The organism is Halomonas meridiana, from assembly GCF_009846525.1.
Classification (GTDB): Bacteria; Pseudomonadota; Gammaproteobacteria; order Pseudomonadales; family Halomonadaceae; genus Vreelandella.
In genome coordinates this window covers 2,795,316-2,813,443 of sequence record NZ_CP024621.1, presented here as the reverse complement: position 1 = coordinate 2,813,443, position 18,128 = coordinate 2,795,316, and the positions used below count along the sequence as shown (strand labels likewise).

18 protein-coding genes are annotated in these 18,128 nt (G+C 57.8%); 14 read left to right on the top strand and 4 right to left on the bottom strand.

The window, feature by feature from the left end; genetic code table 11:
• Positions 1–62 precede the first annotated feature (62 nt).
• The 3 genes from CTT34_RS13490 (at position 63) to CTT34_RS13480 (ending at position 2,537) form a co-directional block, all read left to right on the top strand.
• Positions 63–278, top strand: a complete 216-nt coding sequence (locus tag CTT34_RS13490) for a hypothetical protein (RefSeq protein WP_159342885.1) — start codon at positions 63–65, stop codon at positions 276–278.
• Positions 279–561: 283 nt separating this feature from the next.
• A complete protein-coding gene (locus tag CTT34_RS13485; RefSeq protein WP_159342884.1) occupies positions 562–1,407 on the top strand; it encodes a PRC-barrel domain-containing protein in 846 nt (281 codons plus the stop codon).
• Between the two features lie 155 nt (positions 1,408–1,562).
• Positions 1,563–2,537: a GlxA family transcriptional regulator gene (locus tag CTT34_RS13480; RefSeq protein WP_174788529.1), complete on the top strand. Its 975-nt coding sequence runs from the start codon at positions 1,563–1,565 to the stop codon at positions 2,535–2,537.
• 4 nt (positions 2,538–2,541) lie between these two features.
• Here CTT34_RS13480 and CTT34_RS13475 read toward each other — a convergent pair whose 3' ends face one another.
• Positions 2,542–3,336, bottom strand: a complete 795-nt coding sequence (locus tag CTT34_RS13475) for an SDR family NAD(P)-dependent oxidoreductase (protein ID WP_159342883.1) — start codon at positions 3,334–3,336, stop codon at positions 2,542–2,544.
• A gap of 229 nt (positions 3,337–3,565) precedes the next feature.
• Here CTT34_RS13475 and CTT34_RS13470 point away from each other — a divergent pair, with 229 nt between their 5' ends.
• The 6 genes from CTT34_RS13470 to CTT34_RS13445 all read left to right on the top strand — a co-directional run bounded on the left by CTT34_RS13470 (position 3,566) and on the right by CTT34_RS13445 (position 10,302).
• Positions 3,566–4,780 carry an aspartate aminotransferase family protein gene (locus CTT34_RS13470; RefSeq protein WP_159342882.1) on the top strand — a complete coding sequence of 405 codons (1,215 nt, stop codon included), beginning with the start codon at positions 3,566–3,568 and terminating at the stop codon, positions 4,778–4,780.
• A 35-nt stretch (positions 4,781–4,815) separates the two neighbouring features.
• Positions 4,816–5,880 carry an arginine N-succinyltransferase gene (locus CTT34_RS13465; RefSeq protein WP_159342881.1) on the top strand — a complete coding sequence of 355 codons (1,065 nt, stop codon included), beginning with the start codon at positions 4,816–4,818 and terminating at the stop codon, positions 5,878–5,880.
• Entirely contained in the window at positions 5,880–6,911 is a 1,032-nt protein-coding gene (astA, locus tag CTT34_RS13460; protein ID WP_159342880.1) for an arginine N-succinyltransferase, read from the top strand. Before CTT34_RS13465 ends, astA begins: the two co-directional genes overlap by 1 nt.
• A gap of 81 nt (positions 6,912–6,992) precedes the next feature.
• Positions 6,993–8,465 (top strand): succinylglutamate-semialdehyde dehydrogenase, encoded by a 1,473-nt coding sequence (gene astD / locus CTT34_RS13455; RefSeq protein ID WP_159343800.1) that lies wholly within the window; start codon positions 6,993–6,995, stop codon positions 8,463–8,465.
• Positions 8,462–9,820 (top strand): N-succinylarginine dihydrolase, encoded by a 1,359-nt coding sequence (gene astB, locus CTT34_RS13450; protein ID WP_159342879.1) that lies wholly within the window; start codon positions 8,462–8,464, stop codon positions 9,818–9,820. Before astD ends, astB begins: the two co-directional genes overlap by 4 nt.
• 56 nt (positions 9,821–9,876) lie before the next feature.
• Entirely contained in the window at positions 9,877–10,302 is a 426-nt protein-coding gene (locus CTT34_RS13445) for a GNAT family N-acetyltransferase (protein ID WP_159342878.1), read from the top strand.
• 10 nt (positions 10,303–10,312) lie between these two features.
• Here CTT34_RS13445 and CTT34_RS13440 read toward each other — a convergent pair whose 3' ends face one another.
• Entirely contained in the window at positions 10,313–11,317 is a 1,005-nt protein-coding gene (locus tag CTT34_RS13440; RefSeq protein ID WP_159342877.1) for a DMT family transporter, read from the bottom strand.
• A gap of 97 nt (positions 11,318–11,414) precedes the next feature.
• Between CTT34_RS13440 and CTT34_RS13435 the strand changes: the two genes are divergently transcribed.
• A complete protein-coding gene (locus tag CTT34_RS13435) occupies positions 11,415–11,900 on the top strand; it encodes a MarR family winged helix-turn-helix transcriptional regulator (RefSeq protein WP_159343799.1) in 486 nt (161 codons plus the stop codon).
• Positions 11,901–11,960: 60 nt separating this feature from the next.
• Here CTT34_RS13435 and CTT34_RS13430 read toward each other — a convergent pair whose 3' ends face one another.
• Positions 11,961–12,830, bottom strand: coding sequence for a LysR family transcriptional regulator (locus tag CTT34_RS13430; RefSeq protein ID WP_159342876.1), 870 nt, complete (start codon positions 12,828–12,830; stop codon positions 11,961–11,963).
• Positions 12,831–12,918: 88 nt separating this feature from the next.
• Here CTT34_RS13430 and CTT34_RS13425 point away from each other — a divergent pair, with 88 nt between their 5' ends.
• The gene (locus tag CTT34_RS13425) at positions 12,919–13,674 is read left to right on the top strand and encodes an NAD(P)H-dependent oxidoreductase (RefSeq protein WP_159342875.1); all 756 of its coding nucleotides are present in this window, start codon (positions 12,919–12,921) and stop codon (positions 13,672–13,674) included.
• A gap of 67 nt (positions 13,675–13,741) precedes the next feature.
• On the opposite strand, the gene CTT34_RS13420 is transcribed toward CTT34_RS13425, so the two are convergent.
• On the bottom strand, positions 13,742–14,920 hold the full coding sequence (locus CTT34_RS13420) for a glycosyltransferase (RefSeq protein ID WP_254436383.1): 1,179 nt from the start codon (positions 14,918–14,920) through the stop codon (positions 13,742–13,744).
• 106 nt (positions 14,921–15,026) lie between these two features.
• Here CTT34_RS13420 and CTT34_RS13415 point away from each other — a divergent pair, with 106 nt between their 5' ends.
• From CTT34_RS13415 to CTT34_RS13405, 3 genes are all read left to right on the top strand, one after another.
• On the top strand, positions 15,027–15,254 hold the full coding sequence (locus CTT34_RS13415; RefSeq protein ID WP_159342874.1) for a hypothetical protein: 228 nt from the start codon (positions 15,027–15,029) through the stop codon (positions 15,252–15,254).
• Entirely contained in the window at positions 15,247–16,737 is a 1,491-nt protein-coding gene (locus CTT34_RS13410) for a sodium:solute symporter family protein (protein ID WP_159342873.1), read from the top strand. The genes CTT34_RS13415 and CTT34_RS13410 overlap by 8 nt, the downstream gene beginning before the upstream one ends.
• A 62-nt stretch (positions 16,738–16,799) precedes the next feature.
• Entirely contained in the window at positions 16,800–18,128 is a 1,329-nt protein-coding gene (locus CTT34_RS13405; RefSeq protein WP_159342872.1) for a DUF2252 domain-containing protein, read from the top strand.

The following is an 18,128-nucleotide window of genomic DNA, read 5'->3' as shown; positions in this document are numbered from 1 at the left end:
GCGCGACGGGTAACGCTGGCCGCCGCGCTGTTGATCATCGACCGGACTGGATGAGGTGCCGTATGGATACCCGAGAAAGCAAAACCCCGGAAGAAGAGAAAGAGCACGTGTTGAGCGAGCGCTTACCCGAAGATTTCGAAACCTCGCAACCTCAGCAGCAGCCAGAAGCGAAGAAATCCGCTAACGGGCTGCACAACATGCTGCCGCTGATCATCATAGTGATGGGGATCATCGTGGCGGGTATTGTCATGCTGGGAGTGGGCAACAGCGGCGGCTGAGACGTCGTTGTTGCAGCGCATATCGCCGGGCCTGTGGCCCGGCGATATGCGTTTCAGGCCTGTGGCAGCGAACGTTCCATGGCGGTCACTAGGGGTGCCTGTGTTTAATGTTTGTCAGCTTTTGTGCCCATCTTCTGCTAAATGTCCGTTAATTTAGGTACAACGTAGCGGTTGTGTGCCGTTTCATCTTGCCTCGATGCGCCGTGCTTAACTAGTGTGCAACGTGTACTTCAGCACAAAGTGTGCTTTAGAAACGATGCACGTCAGTAAACGGAGAACGAGCATGAAACGGACAGCACTCGCAGTCGCCATGGGCACGGTATGCGCTAGCCTCTCAGGTATTGCCCTCGCGCAAAACGATGATCACACCGATCCTTCGACCACACGGAACATGTCGCAACAGCAGCAGAACGATGTGGCCGAGCAGCAGCGGCAAGATGGCCAAAACCAAGATGGCAGCGAGACAATGGATGTCACGGTTGACCAAGCGCCCGCGGATGTTCAGGTTCAGCAGGAGTCACCCAACATCAAGGTTGAGCAGTCAAAACCTGACGTCACCATTGAGCAGCCTAAGCCCGAAGTGACCATTGAGCAGCCCGAGCCGGAAGTGACGGTGGAGGAGGCGGAGCCGAACGTCACCGTTGAGCAGCGCGGCGAGCCAGAGGTCACCATTGAGCAGGCCGACAATGCTGAGGTAGAGGTTAACCGGGGTAACGAAGGGCGCGATCAAGAACGGCAGCCAGCGCAGCAGCAGAATCAGCAAGTTGTGCAGGAAGATGTTCAGCAAAGCGATCAGGGCAATTCGCTGATGGCGGAGCGCGCTCGGGACCTGGAAGGCATGAGCGTCGCTAACCAGCAGGGTGATGAAGTAGGGGAAATCCAGCACATCGCCCGTCACCAAGAGAGCGGTGAGTTGTTTGCGATTGTTTCGATTGGCGGCATCTGGGGTTTTGGCGCGAGCGACGTAGCGCTTCCCGTAAAAGAGATGCAGCGCGAGGGGGAGCAATTGGTCGTCAATACCGACTACGGTAGCGATGAGATCGAAGCGTCTGCCGATGAGTATCGCGAGAGCGATTACCAGATTATCGATAACCAAACGACGCTCTCAGACGCGGAAGAGAACAGGTAACACGCACTCGCTATAGCCTTGCGACGCCTTTTTTGAGATAGCGACAGCAGGCGCTGCCTTCAGTGGCACAATTGGGTAAGATGTTGGTAACACAAATGACCCAGTTAGCCAGCGGCGGTTTTCATGCATCGCAATAGGCAGTACAGCGAACCCACATGCACTCCAGTACGTTAACGCCACCCCCTAGCAACCGCAGGCGGGTGGCGTTTGTGCTGCTGCCGGGGTTTTCGCTGTTGGCTCACGCCAGCGCTATTGAGCCGCTGCAAATGGCCAACCAGCTGAGCGGCCAGATGTTGTATCACACCCTGACCCTCAGCCTGGATGACGAACCCGTGCGCAGCGGCGCGCAGCTTTCGCTCATTGCGCAGCACGCACTAGGGGGGCCCCTTGGCCCGCTGGATCTGCTGTTTGTGTGTGCGCCCACGCCGCTGCCTTACGCGCTGCCACCTAAACTCAATGAGTGGCTGCGTAGCCACCAGGGGCGCGGCGTTGCTATCGGCGGTTTGGCTGGAGGCACCGAGGTGCTCGCCCGCTGCGGGCTGCTGGAAGGCTATCGCGCCACCCTGCCTTGGCAGCGTTTTGACGCCTTTGCCCAAGCCTATCCCCAGGTGACGCTCTCCCAACAGCTGTTTGAAATTGATCGCGACCGCCTGACCTGCGCGGGCGGCACCGCTGCAATGGACATGATGCTAACGCTGATAGGCAAGCATCACGGCCCGCGCCTGGCCGAGCAGGTCTCCGAACAGTTCGTCTGCGACCGTATTCGCTTGGCCGATGAGCGCCAGCACGTGCCGCTGCGCAACCGTTTGGGCCACGCGCCCCAGAGCTTGGTAGATGCGGTGACTCTCATGGAAGCTAATATTGAAGAGCCGCTCTCGACGTTGGAACTGGCCGAGCATTTGGGGATCTCCCGGCGTCAGTTGGAGCGATTATTCAAGAAGTACTTGCAGGCGGTGCCCAGCCGCTACTACCTCGACCTGCGTTTGCAGGAAGCACGCAAACAGCTGCGTGAGAGCGACCGGGCCGTCGGTGATATTGCCTTTGCCACTGGGTTTTCTTCAGGGGCTCACTTCTCAACCGCCTATCGCCACCATTTCGGTATGACGCCGAGAGAGGAACGGCTCGGATAACGCTTTACGTCAGCGTATCCACAATGCCGCCCTCTACGCGAAGCGCGGCACCGGTAGTGGCACTGGCTTGTGGCGAGGCTGCATAGACGCTCATGTGGGCGACTTCTTCGGGCGTCGCCAAGCGCTGAATGATCGACGACGGACGGTTCTCTTTGACGAAACGCACTTCTACTTCCTGCTGCGAGATACCCTCTTTCTGAGCGATGTCGCTGAGCATGTTCAACACGCCCTCTGAGCGCGTGGGTCCTGGAAGAATAGCGTTGACCGTGACTTGGGTGCCACTCAATACTTTTGCCAATCCTCGTGAAATGGACAGTAGCGCAGACTTTGTCATGCCGTAGTGAACCATTTCGCTGGGAATGTTGATCCCGGATTCGCTGGACACGAACTGGATGCGGCCCCAATCGCGCTCACGCATGCCCTTGGCGTAATGACGCGACAAACGAACCGCGCTCATGATGTTAACATCGAAGAATTGTTGCCAAGTGGCGTCATCTACCTCGAAGAAGTCTTGTGGGCCAAAGATGCCTACGTTATTGATAAGGATGTCGGTCTTGGGCTGCTGGTCAATCAGAGCCTGACACCCTTCTGCAGTACCTAGATCGGCGGCTACCCCGGTCGCACGGGCCTCGGGAAGGCGCTTTTTTAGGGCAGCGATGGCATCATCCACCCGCTGCTGCGTGCGCCCGGTAACGACTATTTCTGCGCCCGCGTTGGCCAGTCCTTCTGCAATGGCATAGCCGATACCGGCGGTAGATCCGGTGATAATGGCATGCTTGCCGCGTAGATCGATCTTCATGGTTCAGCTCCTTGGGTCAAAAATGTCCGTGCCGCTCCACAAGGCACTAGTGAATGCCCTACTAATGACAATGGGGCGCTTTAGTCATTCTTCAAGGAGATGCGAGCCAGTACTTAGATGTAAATGCACACGTCTCTATTCATAATTTACCGTCCCAATACTGAAAGCAGGGCGTCCTACGCCCCCCGTATACTGATTCAATCGCTTACTCCACTGGAGGTACTGTCCCATGAGCCACACCCCGAACCGTCAAGACTTCGACCACTACATGGCGCCTAACTACGCGCCGCAGCAGATTATTCCGGTACGTGGTGAAGGGAGCCGCTTGTGGGACCAAGAAGGCCGCGAGTACATCGATTTCGCTGGCGGTATTGCGGTGAACTCCCTGGGTCACTGCCATCCGGTGCTGGTCAATGCGCTGAAAGAGCAGGGCGAAAAGCTTTGGCATCTCTCCAACGTATTCACCAACGAACCGGCGCTCAAACTGGCCAAAACCCTGACCGAGCGAACCTTCGCCGATAAGGTCTTTTTATGCTCCTCCGGCGGTGAAGCCAACGAAGCCGCGCTGAAGCTCGCACGCCGCTGGGCGGTCGACCACTACGGCGAGCATAAAGACAAAATCATTTCGTTTTACCAGTCGTTCCATGGCCGCACGTTCTTTACCGTCAGCGTAGGCGGCCAGCCCAAGTACTCTCAAGGCTTTGGCCCGGTACCGGGCGGCATTCTGCACGCCAACTTCAACGACCTGGAGAGCGTGCGTAAGCTCGTGGGCGACGACACCTGCGCCATCATGGTCGAGCCGATGCAGGGCGAGGGCGGCATCGTTCCCGCTACTCAGGAATTCCTGCAGGGCCTGCGCGATTTGTGTGACGAGCACAACGCGCTGCTGATTTTCGATGAAGTGCAAACCGGCGTTGGCCGTAGCGGTGAACTCTACGCCTACAAGAACTTCGGTATCACGCCAGACATTCTCACCAGCGCCAAATCCCTGGGCGGCGGCTTCCCGATTGGTGCCACGCTGACCACCGACGCTATCGCCAAATCGCTGGCCATTGGTACCCACGGCTCTACTTACGGTGGCAACGCGTTGGCCTCAGCGGTAGCGCTAGCGGCGGTCGAGTTCATCGATACGCCGGAGGTACTGCAAGGTGTCAAACATCGCCACGATTTGTTCCGCGAGCACCTGGAAACCATCAACCGCAAGCACGGCGTCTTCAAAGAGATCCGTGGTATGGGCATGCTGATGGGGGCCCAGATGTCGGATGCCTTCGAAGGCCGCGCCAAGGATATTCTGCCGCTGGCGATTGAAGAGGGCGTGATGGCGCTCATCGCGGGGCCCAACGTGCTGCGTATGGCGCCGTCATTGGTGATTCCGGAAGCGGATATTGCCGAAGGCATGGCGCGCCTAGAACGTGCCATCGAGCGACTTGTCGCCAGCGCATGAGTAGAGCGCAAGTCACACAAGAGGGGGCGCTGAACATGTTGGTAATCCGACCGGTCACCCTGGCTGACCTTCCCGCCTTGGAGCAGCTGGCAGAGCATGCGGTGCCACGGCTGACCAACCTGCCCGCCAACCGTGAACGCCTTGAGGAGCGCATTGTGCGCTCCCAGGAGGCATTCGCCAGCGAGATCGAGTTTCCCGGTAACGAGCACTATATGTTCGTACTGGCGGACGATAGCCGCAACGACGTGCTGGGCACGGCCACCATCCGTGCCCAGGCGGGGGCCGCCGAGGCCTACTACACCTACCGCCAAGAGACGCTGATTCACGCCTCTCAGCAGCTTAACGTGCGCCGTGAAGTGCAAACGCTGGCGCTGTCTCATGAAGCCTCGGATGCCACGCTGCTTTGCGCGCTGTCGCTCAACCCACGCTACAAAGGCACCAGCGCGGAGAGCCTGCTGCGCCGGGCGCGGCTGATGTTTATCGCCCAGTACCCGGAGCGCTTCTCGCGGATTCTGGCGGTGGCTTTTCCCGGCTATTTGGATAGCCAGAACGAGTCCCCCTTTTGGGAGAGCGTGGGCCGCCACTTCTTTGCCCGCAGCTTTCAAGAGATGAATCACATGGCGGGCGTGCGTTCGAAAAGCTTTATTGCGGAAGTGATGCCGCAGTTTCCGCTCTACTTACCGCTACTCACGCCCCAGGCCCGCGCCGCGATTGGCCGCGAGCACCCGGCCCACGAAGAGGCGCTGGCCGAAATGCTGGCCGAGGGCTTCGTGCGCTCCCGGCATGTGGATATTTTCGATGCGGGCCCCATCGTCAAAGCCGAACGCGAGCGCCTGGAAACGTTCCGCCGCGCGGCCTGGCACCCGGTGCGGATACGCCCCGAGCACGCGCTGCCGGATGCCGAACCGGCGATGATCGCCAATCAAACGCTGAGCGATTTCCGCTGTATCGTCGCGCGCTATGCGCTCTCGCCCACGGGACAGCTGATGCTCTCCCCGCAGCACGCGGAGCGCTTGGGCGTAGAAGAGGGGCGGGCGGTGCTGGCGGCGCCGTTAACCCTGCCAAGCGCCATCGATGCGCTTGATGAAGGAGAGATGTAATGCGCATTCGACCCATTGCCCGTAATGATCTGGATGGGCTCCAGGCGCTTGCGCAGCAGGCCGGTGTTGGCTTTACCTCGCTGCCGGATAACCGCGAGTTTTTGGCCGGTAAGATCGAGTCCGCCGCCCGCGCGTTCGAAGAGCGTACGCCAGTGGATGACCGTCTCTACTTCTTCGTGCTGGAAGATGAAACCAACGGCGAGCTAGCAGGCTGCTGCGCCATCGAAGGCCAGGTAGGGCGTGAAGTTCCGTTCTACAACTACCGGCTCGGCACGCTGGCGCACTCGTCGGTACAGCTCGATCTGCATCGCACCATCGACACGCTGTTCTTAAGCTCCGACCACACCGGCGACGCCGAAGTGTGTTCGCTATTTCTGCGTCCGGAGTATCGCGGCGAAGCCAACAAGCACCTGCGTAATGGGGCGCTGCTCTCCAAAGCGCGCTGGCTGTTTATTGCCCAGTTCCGCGACCGCTTTCCCCTGAAAGTGCTGGCCGAGATGCGCGGCGTGTTCGATGAGAACAACGTTAGCCCCTTCTGGGAGAGCCTGGGGAAACACTTCTTCCCCATGGATTTCAACGAAGCCGACCGCTTGACCGGCCTGGGCCAAAAGAGCTTTATCGGTGAGCTGATGCCCAAGTTCCCGATCTACACCACCTTCATGTCGGAAGAGGCGCGGGCGTGTATCGGGCAGGTGCACCGGCACACCCGGCCAGCGCTGGAGATGCTTAAAAAAGAGGGGCTGCGCTGGGAAGGCTACATCGACATTTTCGATGGTGGCCCCACGGTGGAGGCCTACATCGATGACGTGCGGGCGATTCGCAACTCGCAGCTTTATCAGGTGGAAGTTTCCTCTAACGCGCCACAAGAGAGCGTTAGCCGCTGGCTGGCGGCATCTACCCAGATGCTGAACTTTACCGCGAGCTGGATCGGCCGCGGCCCGGCAGATAGTAGCACAATTGTGCTCACCCCCGACGAGGCCGAGCGGCTAGGCGTTTCCACCGGCGACGCCGTTCGCCTGCTGGAAACCTAATATTGGCAATCTAAGCGCCCCCTCGACCCGCGCCAAGACGACAAAAACTCAGTGAAGGAGAGCACGATGCACCCCCAGAACATGCACGCCCAGCAGCAGCAACTGATCAACGGCGCCTGGGTCGTCGGCGACGCCGAGCCCTTTACCAAGCACGACCCCGTTGCGGGAACGCTGCTATGGCAAGGGGCGGCTGCCTCTAGCCGTCAGGTAAGCACGGCGGTGGAGGCAGCCCGTGCGGCGTTTCCTGCCTGGGCGCGCACGCCCTTTGCTGAGCGCCAGGCGCTGGTGGAGCGCTTTGTCGACGTATTGACCGCACGTCGCGAGGACTTGGCCATTGCCATCGCCTCGGAAACCGGCAAGCCATTGTGGGAAGCACGCACCGAAGCAGGCGCGATGATTGGCAAGGTCGCGCTCTCCATCAAGGCGTACCACGAGCGCACCGGGGAGCGCGAGAAAGAAGTGGGCAGCGCCAAAGCGGTACTGCGCCACCGCCCCCACGGCGTGATGGCGGTGTTTGGCCCCTATAACTTCCCCGGCCACCTGCCCAACGGCCATATGGTGCCTGCCCTGTTGGCGGGGAACACCGTGGTGTTCAAGCCCAGCGACCAAACCCCGCTCACTGCGGATTTCACCCTGCAGTGCTGGTTAGAAGCCGGATTGCCTGCCGGCGTGATCAACCTCGTGCAGGGCGGTGTCCCGGTCGGGCAGGCGCTCTCCGCCCATCCCGGTATCGATGGCCTGCTGTTTACCGGCAGCGCCAAAGTGGGTGGAATGCTGCAGCAGCAGTTCGCCGGGCAGCTGGATAAAATCCTCGCGCTGGAATTAGGCGGCAATAACCCGCTGGTGGTGAAGGATATCGACGACGAGCGCGCAGCGGTGCTGACGATTCTGCAATCAGCGTTTCTCTCCGGCGGCCAGCGCTGCACCTGTGCGCGCCGCTTGATGGTGCCTCAAGGCGAGGTGGGCGACCGTCTCATCGGTGCGCTTTCTGATGCTATCGCCAAGCTGCACGTGGCGGGGCAGTTCGACGAGGAGCCTGCGCCGTTCTATGGCGGCTTGGTAAGCGTTGCTGCAGCCGATGGCCTCCTCAACGCCCAGGATGAACTGGAAGCCATGGGCGGTACGGTTATTAACCGTATGCAGCGCCTTAAAGAGAACACCAGCCTGCTCAGCCCCGCGCTGATCGACGTGACGGGCCTGGACGTGCCCGACGAGGAGCACTTCGGCCCGCTGCTGAAAATCCATCGCTACGCGGATTGGGATGAGGCGCTGACCCTTGCTAACGACACCCGCTACGGCCTTTCTGCAGGGCTGATCGGCGGTGAGCAGGCGGATTGGGACGACTTCCTGCTGCGTATTCGCGCTGGTATCGTGAACTGGAACCGCCAGACCACCGGTGCCTCTGGCGATGCGCCCTTCGGCGGCGTAGGCGACAGCGGCAACCACCGCCCCAGCGCCTACTACGCGGCGGATTACTGCGCTTATCCGGTCGCCTCCATGGAAGCCGAGAGCCTAGAAATGCCCGAAACCCTGCCGCCGGGAGTCAATTTATGAGTGTCAACAGCATTCGCGAAGTCAACTTCGATGGCTTGGTAGGGCTTACCCACAACTATTCGGGGCTTGCCCACGGCAACGTAGCCTCCATGAGCCACGGCGGCTTGGTCTCCAACCCCAAAGAGGGTGCGCTACAGGGGCTGGCCAAAATGAAGTCGCTGATGGATGCAGGCTATGCCCAGGGCGTGCTGCCTCCTCAGCAGCGCCCGGATTTAGGCGCGCTGCGAGCGTTAGGCTTTAGCGGCAGCAACAGCGAGATCCTCGCTCAAGCCGCGAAGCAAGCGCCGCAGCTGCTGCGGGCAGTATGTTCAGCCTCCAGCATGTGGACGGCTAACGCAGGCACCATTACGCCTAGCGTCGATGCACCGGATGGTCGAGTGCACTTTACCCCCGCCAACCTGCAATCCAGCTTTCACCGCTACCTGGAACCGAAAACCACAGGTCGGGTGCTACAAGCGATTTTCCGCGATGAGCAGCGCTTTGCCCATCACCCGGTGCTGCCCGCCACGCCCGCATTTTCTGATGAAGGGGCGGCCAACCATACTCGCCTGTGCGGCGAATACGGCGAGCCAGGTGTTCATCTCTTCGTTTACGGCCGTCAGGCGTTTGGTGAGGCGCTTAGCAGTGGGCGCGAACCCAAGCGCTATCCCGCCCGCCAAACTCTGGAAGCCAGCCAAGCGGTGGCTCGTCAGCACGGGCTGAGCGACGCGCAAACCGTCTTCGCCCAGCAGCACCCGGAGGCCATCGATGCCGGGGTGTTCCACAACGATGTGATTGCCGTGGGTAACGGCCCGGTGTTGCTCTACCACGAAATGGCGTTTCTTGACGAAGAACGCACGCTGGACGAGCTGCGCGCCAAGATGAGCACGCCGCTGATTCCCGTTCGGGTGCCGGTGGAAGCGGTGAGCATGGAAGACGCGGTGGCGTCGTACCTGTTCAACTCCCAACTGCTCTCCAACCCAGACGGCACCATGACCCTGGTGGTGCCCAGCGAGTGCCAAGAGCGGGAAGCCGTTTGGAACACGATTCAGAACTTCATCCTGGCGGGCAATAACCCCATTGGCGAAGTGATCGTCAAAGACGTGAAGCAGAGCATGCGCAACGGCGGCGGCCCCGCCTGCCTGCGCCTGCGGGTGGTGCTAACGGAAGCCGAGCGCGCCGCCCTTACCGGCCGCGTACTGCTCAACGATGCACTTTATAGCGACCTCACTGCCTGGGTGAACCGCCACTACCGCGACCGCCTCACCAGTGAAGACCTCGCCGACCCCCAGCTCGCTACAGAAGTGCTCACCGCGCTGGACGAGCTGACTCAGCTCCTACAAATCGGGCCGGTGTATCCGTTCCAGTTGGGGTAGGTAATGAACGGCCAAGCTCGTGTTTGCCAACGGCCGGATGGTTCAGGTGTTAAACGATGACGCCAGTTATCCGGCCAACAAACGACAAAACGTTTGCCGAAACGCTGATTCGTCACAACATGGCGGCTTACCACCAGCATCTAGGATGGCACTGGGACTCCGCCCTGTTCGATCAGCAGTGGCGCGAGCTAGAAAGCTTTAAGTTAGTCATCAATGCGACTCCTGTGGGCGTGCTATGCCTCCATCAGGAGGATGACGCCTACCATATTCGGGAACTGCAAATTGCCCCGCCGTGGCAGCGCCAAGGCTTGGGAACGGCGGCGCTCCACTTCGCCGAAGCGCATGCCCGGCAAGCGGGTGTTCACCGATTGCGGCTGCGGGTATTTAGTATCAACCCCGCCATGGATTTATACGAGCGCATGGGGTTTCGAGTGCTGAACACTGAAGACGTAGTGCATGCTATGGAGCGGCGTATTGTGTGATAAAAGTGGGTTAACAGTTCTTACCGAGTCGAACGTGGGAAGTCATTGCTTTGCCCTGATGTTGACTCTTTTTGTTAGCACTCTGCTGACTAGGCGATTGCTTTATTTTGCCAACATTAAGCAGCGTAATACCTGCGCCGATCAGAAGAATACCGAGCAACAAGCCCTCTGGAGCAGTTTCACCCTGCAGCAAGATAGCGACTGGAACACCCACCACGGCACCTACGGAGCCCAATAGGCTCAGCAATACTGGACCACCGCTTTTTTGCAGTAGAAAGAGCAGTAAAAATTGGCCAGCGAACACCACCGCTTGCACGGTAATTAAAACAATCGGCAGATACCGGTCTGTGGGTACGTGAAGCGAGAAATTGGGCAGTTGACCTACTGCCAGCAGAATAAGAGAAGCGGCAATCAGCATCCCGGGTGCCAGTGCATCGCTAGATACCCCCGCTGGCCAGCGCAGGGTCCGGTAGAGATTGCCGATGGCAAGTAGCACCGGGCCGACCAAGGCGAGAAAAATCCAGAGGTAGTCCGCATCAGGAGCAGAGAGCTTATGAAACGCGAGGGTGAACGCTCCCGCCAGAGCTGATAGGACCCCAGCCGCTCGTAAGAGCCGAAAGCGTTCCATTTTTAGCGTTAAAGCACCTACGTAAGTGAGCAGCGGCGGCAGGGTGATGATTAATGCGACAAACCCAGCGCCAACGTGGGGAATCGCTGAGAAAAAGAGCAAGTTGGCACCTGCAACGCCTAGTAGCGCAGAGATCAGGTAATATTCGACGGTATGAACGGTCACTGGTGGCAAATTGCGTCGGTAGACTGCGAGTGCCATTAGAATGAGCGCTGCGCCCGAAATCGACCAATATAGAAACGAAAGCGCTGATAGCTGCGTGTCGTTTGCAAATTTAGCTAAATTCGTTGATAGGCCAAGCAAAGCACCCCCTGACAATAGGTACAGCAGCGGGGAGAGCTTGGCGCGTTGCGTTGAAGGCAAGCGGGTGGTGTTCGATGGCGGCATTGGTGAAGTTCTCGACAGTACGTTTCTGTTAATATCTTGATGTCAAGGTATGTGTGATCAATCTTGACGTCAAGATAATTAGGTGCAAACTATTTTTATGGATCATGTAGATAACATTCTCAAGCAGTGGCAACAGGAACGGCCTGATCTTGATGTCGCACCAATGGGTACTATAGGGCGTATCAAACGGCTCAATCAGGCGTTAATGCGTGCTATGGAGCAGACTTGGGCGAAATACGGGCTGACTGACGCGAGCTTTGATGTTTTGGCAACGCTGCGACGTGAGGGTGCGCCCTATGCCTTATCGCCTGGGGATTTAATGGCATCCACCATGGTGACCTCGGGCACTATGACTCACCGTATCAATCAGTTGGAGAAGGTAGGGCTGGTCGAGCGAGTTAAGAATCCTGCCGATGGGCGTGGTTTTCTGATCTCACTTTCACAACGCGGATTTGATCTGATCGATGAAGCAGTGGCTGCCCACGTGGAGACACAGGCACAACTGGTAAGTGGGCTGACTAAAGAACAGCAGGTACAGCTTGATGACCTGCTTAAGCAGTTCCTAATGGAATTTGAACAGTAGCGAGTTAGCCTGTAACGGTACAACATCCACAATATTTAAAATGTTGTGGATGAGAAATTATTATCTTCGAATCCCCTCTGACATTACATCCATAAACGTGCGAACACGGGTCACATGGCGTAAATCCGGATGTGTGAGCAGCCAGAGTTGAGTAGTTAACTCCTCAATAGGGTCGCTTAGGCGTATAAGGGCGTCATCTGCATCGCCAAGGTAGCAGGGCAGCACCGTAATACCTGCACCGTGGCGAACCGCTGTTTGCATACCTAGTATGCTGTCCAACCGGTAGGCGGCGTTTTTACCCATCATCCACTTTTCCAGCGTAGCATCGCCCAGGTGAATATCCGGGCCTATCCAGTTTTCTGATGGGAGTGAGCTTGTTTGCATCGGCAGAGACGTGTTTAACCAAAGTGATTTTTTGCCATAAACCGCTTGAGTGATATCGATGACCTTGCGGCCTACCAGGGTTTCGGGTGGTTTGCGAGTTGGGCGAACCGCAATATCCGCCTCGCGCCGTGACAAACTTTGCAGTTGATTAGAGATCACGACTTCCAACGTAATATCTGGGTAGCATCGACGAAAGCTTGCCATTAATGGCGAGAGTAGACCCGCGAAAAGTGTGTCGGTGGTGGTGATTCTCAGGCTGCCGGTTAGCGTTGAATTTTGCCCAATAACCCGGCGTTCCACCCCGTTGATTTCGCTTTGTACCCGCTTAGCAGAGGCCGCCAAGTCATCTCCTGCCAAGGTTGGCGTATAACCTGTGCGGCGGCGTTTAAAAAGGGTCACTCTCAGCCCCCGCTCCAGTTCGTTTAAACGTCTAAAGACGGTCGCATGGCTGATACGCAATGTGCGGCTAGCACCGGAGAGCGAACCCGCCTCGGCAATTGCTAGCACAATTTGCAGATCGTCCCATCTTATTTGTTGTTCATTCATGCAAGTCTGATTCTCATTTTTTGCCAATTTTTGATCATACGCAAACAGGTTAGCCTGATGGTGAACTAATCAAAAGGTGAGGCTTAGTATGCATGTGTTAATTGTTTTGGCTCATCCAGAACGTAACTCATTTAACGGGGGGCTTGTAGATGTGGCTGTTACACAGCTTATGGAAGCTGGTCACTCTGTAGAGGTGAATGATCTCTATAGTGATCAGTTTGACCCAGTAGAATGTGTTCAGCACTATTCGCATCATGATGTAGACGCTGATTATTTTTACCCGCTGAACCAGCAAAGAGATCACTACCAGCAAGGCACGTTACCGCAAGATGTTCAGCGCGAGCTAGAAAGGTTGGAACGAGTGGATCTAGTTATCTTTCAGTTTCCTTTATGGTGGCATGCCCAGCCTGCTATTTTGAAAGGTTGGTTTGATCGTGTACTGGTGTATGGAGGGCGTTACTCCAGCCGGATGCGTTATGATCGAGGCTATTTTCGAGGAAAAATGGCAATGCTTTCGGTCACTGCCGGATCACCTGAGAAAGCATTTCAGCCCTTTGGCCGTGCAGGTAACATGGCTCAATGGCTTTGGCCAATTCATTCATCTTTGTATTACGTCGGCTTCGACGTTTTAGCGCCGCAGGTGAACTACGGTATCCAAGGAGGAGGAATTCGTTACCAAGAAGAGGCCGCCATGCTGAGACACTTAGAGGCTTGTAAAGAGACGTGGGTATCTCGCCTGATGTCTATTGGTAGCGAACAGCCCATTCCTTTTACGGGTTGGAATGATTGGGATTCTGAGGGAGTACTACGTCAAACGAGCCCGATGAGATGGCGTCTCGCGTGAGTAAGAGTCATGACTCCCATATGCGAATCGTGGGAGTTGCCGGGCAAGTTGTAACCACGCTGGATGGTTAAGCAGGCGATGAAGCAAACGCTTTAGGGCATTGGCTCTCATACAGCGCTGCCAGTGCTTCGGCTTTGGTATCTTCATTCCAACGCTGGGCGTAGGCTTGGCCGCGATGGGTGAGGGTGGTGCGAAGAGCGTCATCAGAGAGCAGTCGGCAGACGTGTTCTGCAAAGCGGGCAGGGTGCTCTTCCGCGATCAGGCAGCCCTCATCCTGCTGCAATACATCTTGGGTGCCCATGATAGCGGTCGAGACGACCGGAGTGCCCAGCGCCATGGCTTCCAGCAGCACCAAGCCTTGGGTTTCAGTGCGGGAGGCAAACACAAAGGTATCGGCTGCTCGGTAGGCATCTTGAAGTGCGCCATCCCGCGGAAGGTAGCCTAAAAAGTGAACCGCATCGGAGAGGCCTGCTTGCTGAGCCTGCTGTTTCAGCGAGGCGAGGGCCGGGCCTTCGCCGACGATGACTAGATGAGTCTCCGGGTGCTGGTGGCGCACCTTAGGCAGCATATCGATCAGAAAGCCGATATTTTTCTCATACGCGGCGCGACCTACAAACAGTAGCAGTCGACCTTGCGTTGGAAGGCCATGATGCTCTCGAAATTCTCTGCCAGCGGTTTGTGCGACGAAATGAGTGAGCGACAAGCCCGTTGCGATGGTCGCGATCGGGGAGCGAACGCCATAGGCGGTGAGAGCAGAGGTCATGGCGGAAGAAGGAGCGACGACGGCGGAGAGCTGATGGCACTGGTGCACCGAAAATCGCCGGGCGGCAAAGCGCAGGCTGCGGCGAGGCAGCCACGGCACGTAGTGGTGTAGATACTCTTCAAACAGCGTGTGGTAGGTGCCCACCACGGGTACGCCGAGCCGTTTACTTAATGCCACGCCCGCGTAGTGCGCCACAAACGGGGTGTGAATGTGGATTAGGTCGAACTCGATGGCGTGCAGCGACGGAACCAGCGCCATGATGGCCTGGTAGCGCATCATGCGGTCTTCCGGGTCACCTAATACGCCTCGTGAATCGATACGCCAAAGGCGCGGGTCTTCGTTGGCGTGATCCATATAGCGAGGGCAAATCAGATGTACTTCGTGGCCCAAGCGCTCCAGCGCCCCACGGAAGCTTTCAATCGACGTGGAAACGCCGTTCACCCGGGGGAAGTAGACGTCGGAAAGCATTAAAATCTTCATCATAAGCGGCTTAACGGCTGGCATTGCGGCTTAGTGTGGCAATGTGCCGTGACACCGCCATGACAGCCGCTGAGGCTACCACTTCTTTTCATCATCTTATGGATATGACATGCGACGTTTTTTAGTGCTGCCCACGTCCCGGGCGGGCTGGGGGCTTTTCATTGCCTTTGTGGCGCTGGTATTGGCCGGTATTTGGCCAGTGATTGGTTGGGTGAACCGGCCCACGCTGGTGATGGGACTGCCGCTGCTGGTGGTGTGGAGCTACGTGATCATGTTTGCCTGCGTGGCGGTCATGCTGGTGGGCAACCGCATTGTAGAGCGAGACGACCATGAGTAGTGCCTGGCCGCTGGTCATTACGCTTTTATACGTGGCCACCGCGATGCTGATCGGCCTTCGCGCACGGGCTGGCCGATCCATGAACAGTCTTGAAGAGTGGGGCGTGGCGGGGCGCAGCATGGGGCCAGTGACGCTTTACCTGCTGATCGCGGCGGGTAGTGTGAGTGCTTACACCTTCATGGGCGCACCGGGCTGGGCTTATTCCAAAGGCGTGGCGGTTTTTTATGTAGCGATTTATCTGGCGTATTTGGCGCTGGTGGCGTGGTATTTCGGGCCAAAGGTATGGCAGTTCGGCGAGCAGTTTGGCCATGTGACGCAGGCAAGCGCCATTGCCGACCGCTACCAAAGCCCTGCATTGGGGGCGCTGTCCGCGCTGGTCATGGCGGTAGGCTCCGTGGCCTACGCGGTGCTACAAACGATTGGCTCTGCTTATATTCTATTCGTGATGAGCGGCGGCTTGATTCCCGTTTGGCTGGGCGTACTGTTGGTGCTGGCCTGCATTGCGGTTTATCTCTACGCCAGCGGGCAGCGGGCGATTGGCCGTACCAACGCGTTCCAGGGCGTGCTGATGCTGGTGGTGGCCTGGGCGGTAGGCCTGTGGGCCATACACAGTGCCACCGGCGGGCTGAGTTTTGCGGGCGTATTTGAACGCATCGCCGCCGAGAACCCCGAGTTTCTGACCCTCCCCGGCGCGGGGGGCGATATGAGTTTTAGCTTCTGGACCACGTCGATCATCGTCTCGATGTTCTCGTTTATGCCCCCCGTCTGGACGCAGTGGATGAGCGCCTCTTCAGCGCGCACCATTCGCCGTAGCGCGACGTGGCTACCCACCTACTACGTGGTGATTCTGCCCATGGTGGTGGTGGGCTTTATCGGTATTTTCTCGCTGCCGGAGCTGGCCCGGGCAGATACCGTGGTGCTGGAGTACGCCATGCAGCACTTGCCCGTGGTGTTAGTTGGACTGCTGGGCGCGGGCACCTTGGCCGCCTCTATGTCCTCCAGCGAGCCGTTTATTCATTCGGTTTCCCTTTCCGTGAGTAAAGACGTGCTGCAGCCGTTGCTCAAGCTCTCGGAGGGCGCCACCGCCAAGCTGGCGCGTCTTTTGATTCTGCCCATTATGTTTCTGGTGATTGCGCCGCTGGCGATTGCTGAGCCGGGGAGCCTAGTGATGATTTTGCTGGTGGGGCTTGGCTTTGCCTCGCAGGTTTTGCCCGCCTTTATCGGCATGTTCTTTTGGCCTCGCGCCTCAAGGCTGGGCGTTATGGCGGGCATTTTAGGCGGTTTTATAGTTACCGTGGCGTTCACCACCTTATGGCGGCATCCGCTCGGCATTCATGCAGGGTTTTGGGGGCTGATGGTCAATTTGCCGCTGTTTGTGCTGGTGTCGCTAGTGACCCCTGCTACGCGTGAAGAGGTGGTCGAGCGCTTCTTTCGCATTTCAGCGCCCCGTGGTCTGACGCGTTTGGGCAAGCAGGTGTCTTAATCTGTTAACGTGCATCGTCTACGCTTAACCTAAGCGATTTAATGCACACATAAAGGGACTGTATGAGCCACGCATTGACAGGACATAACCGCCCTCAGCAGGTCATTGAGGCCATTCAACAGGCGAATGCACCGCTGAGTACGGCGCATCGGCAGGCGAAATACGCCAAAATGGCGGCCTCTCCCTATCGATTCTTTCGAGGCTCAAATCACCTTTATTGGCAAGACGTATGGCACGACTGGCGCTTTGCGCTGTTCGGCGGTTGGCCGAATACGCAAACCTGGCTTCAGGGCGATGCCCATGCTTACAATTTTGGCGCTTACGGCCATCACGATGACCAAGTACGCTACGGCATGGATGACTTCGACGATGCGTTGATTGGGGATTATCAGTACGACGTGTGGCGGCTGGCGATTAGCCTAGTGCTGGATGCCCGCGAGAACGCCGAGCTGAGCCCCAAAGCCATTGATAAAGCGCTGAGCAAACTGTTAGAAGGGTATATAGACACCCTTAGCATTCATCGTGAGGATGACGTGGCGATCCATGCGATTACGCTGGATAGCGCCAAAGACCCGCTCAAATCCTTTATGGGCAAGGTGGCCGATAAACAGAGCCGTGCCCGCATGCTGGAGAAGTGGACGACGCTAGACCCAGATAAAGGGCGTCAGTTTGCCGAGCGCCCCGGCAAGCTCGCCAATCTGCCTGCGGATGTGGCAAGCCAGCTACGGCGCATCATTGAGCAGGAGTACCAGCAAACGCTGCAGCACCCTATTAAGGAGAGCGACCCGCAGCACTTCTTCGTCAAAGACACCGCCCGGCGCTTGGATGCAGGCACTGGGTCGCTCGGCGTCGAGCGGTACTACGTGCTGATCGAAGGCGGGGCGGATCATGAACACGACGATGTGATTCTGGACATCAAAGAGCAGGTCACGCCAGAGGCCTACCGCCTGATGGACAAAGCGCAGCAGCAGGCGTGGCGCAAGCTGTTTCCCAATGAAGGCATTCGCCATGCCGCGGCGTTCCATGCCATTGCGGAGCACCCGGATGCCTACCTTGGCTGGTTGACCATGAACGGCAAGGTGTTTTCGGTTCGCGAACGCTCACCGTTCAAAAAGGATTACCCTACCCATAAGCTCTCTGGCGGTAAAGCCTACCGCAAGCTGGCGCGCCAGTGGGGCGAGATTCTGGCCCGTGAACACCTGCGCGGTGCGCAGGCACTTAACCGAGGCAAAGCCGCACCGTTTGCCGACGCGGTATGCCAGCGGTTAGAAGGGCGTGAAGAGCAGTTTATCGGCGTGGTCTCAACGCTTGCTAAGGCCTACGCCGATTGTGTGAATCAAGACTACCAAGTGTTTATGGAGCACTTTCTAGCCACTGACACGGCATCATAG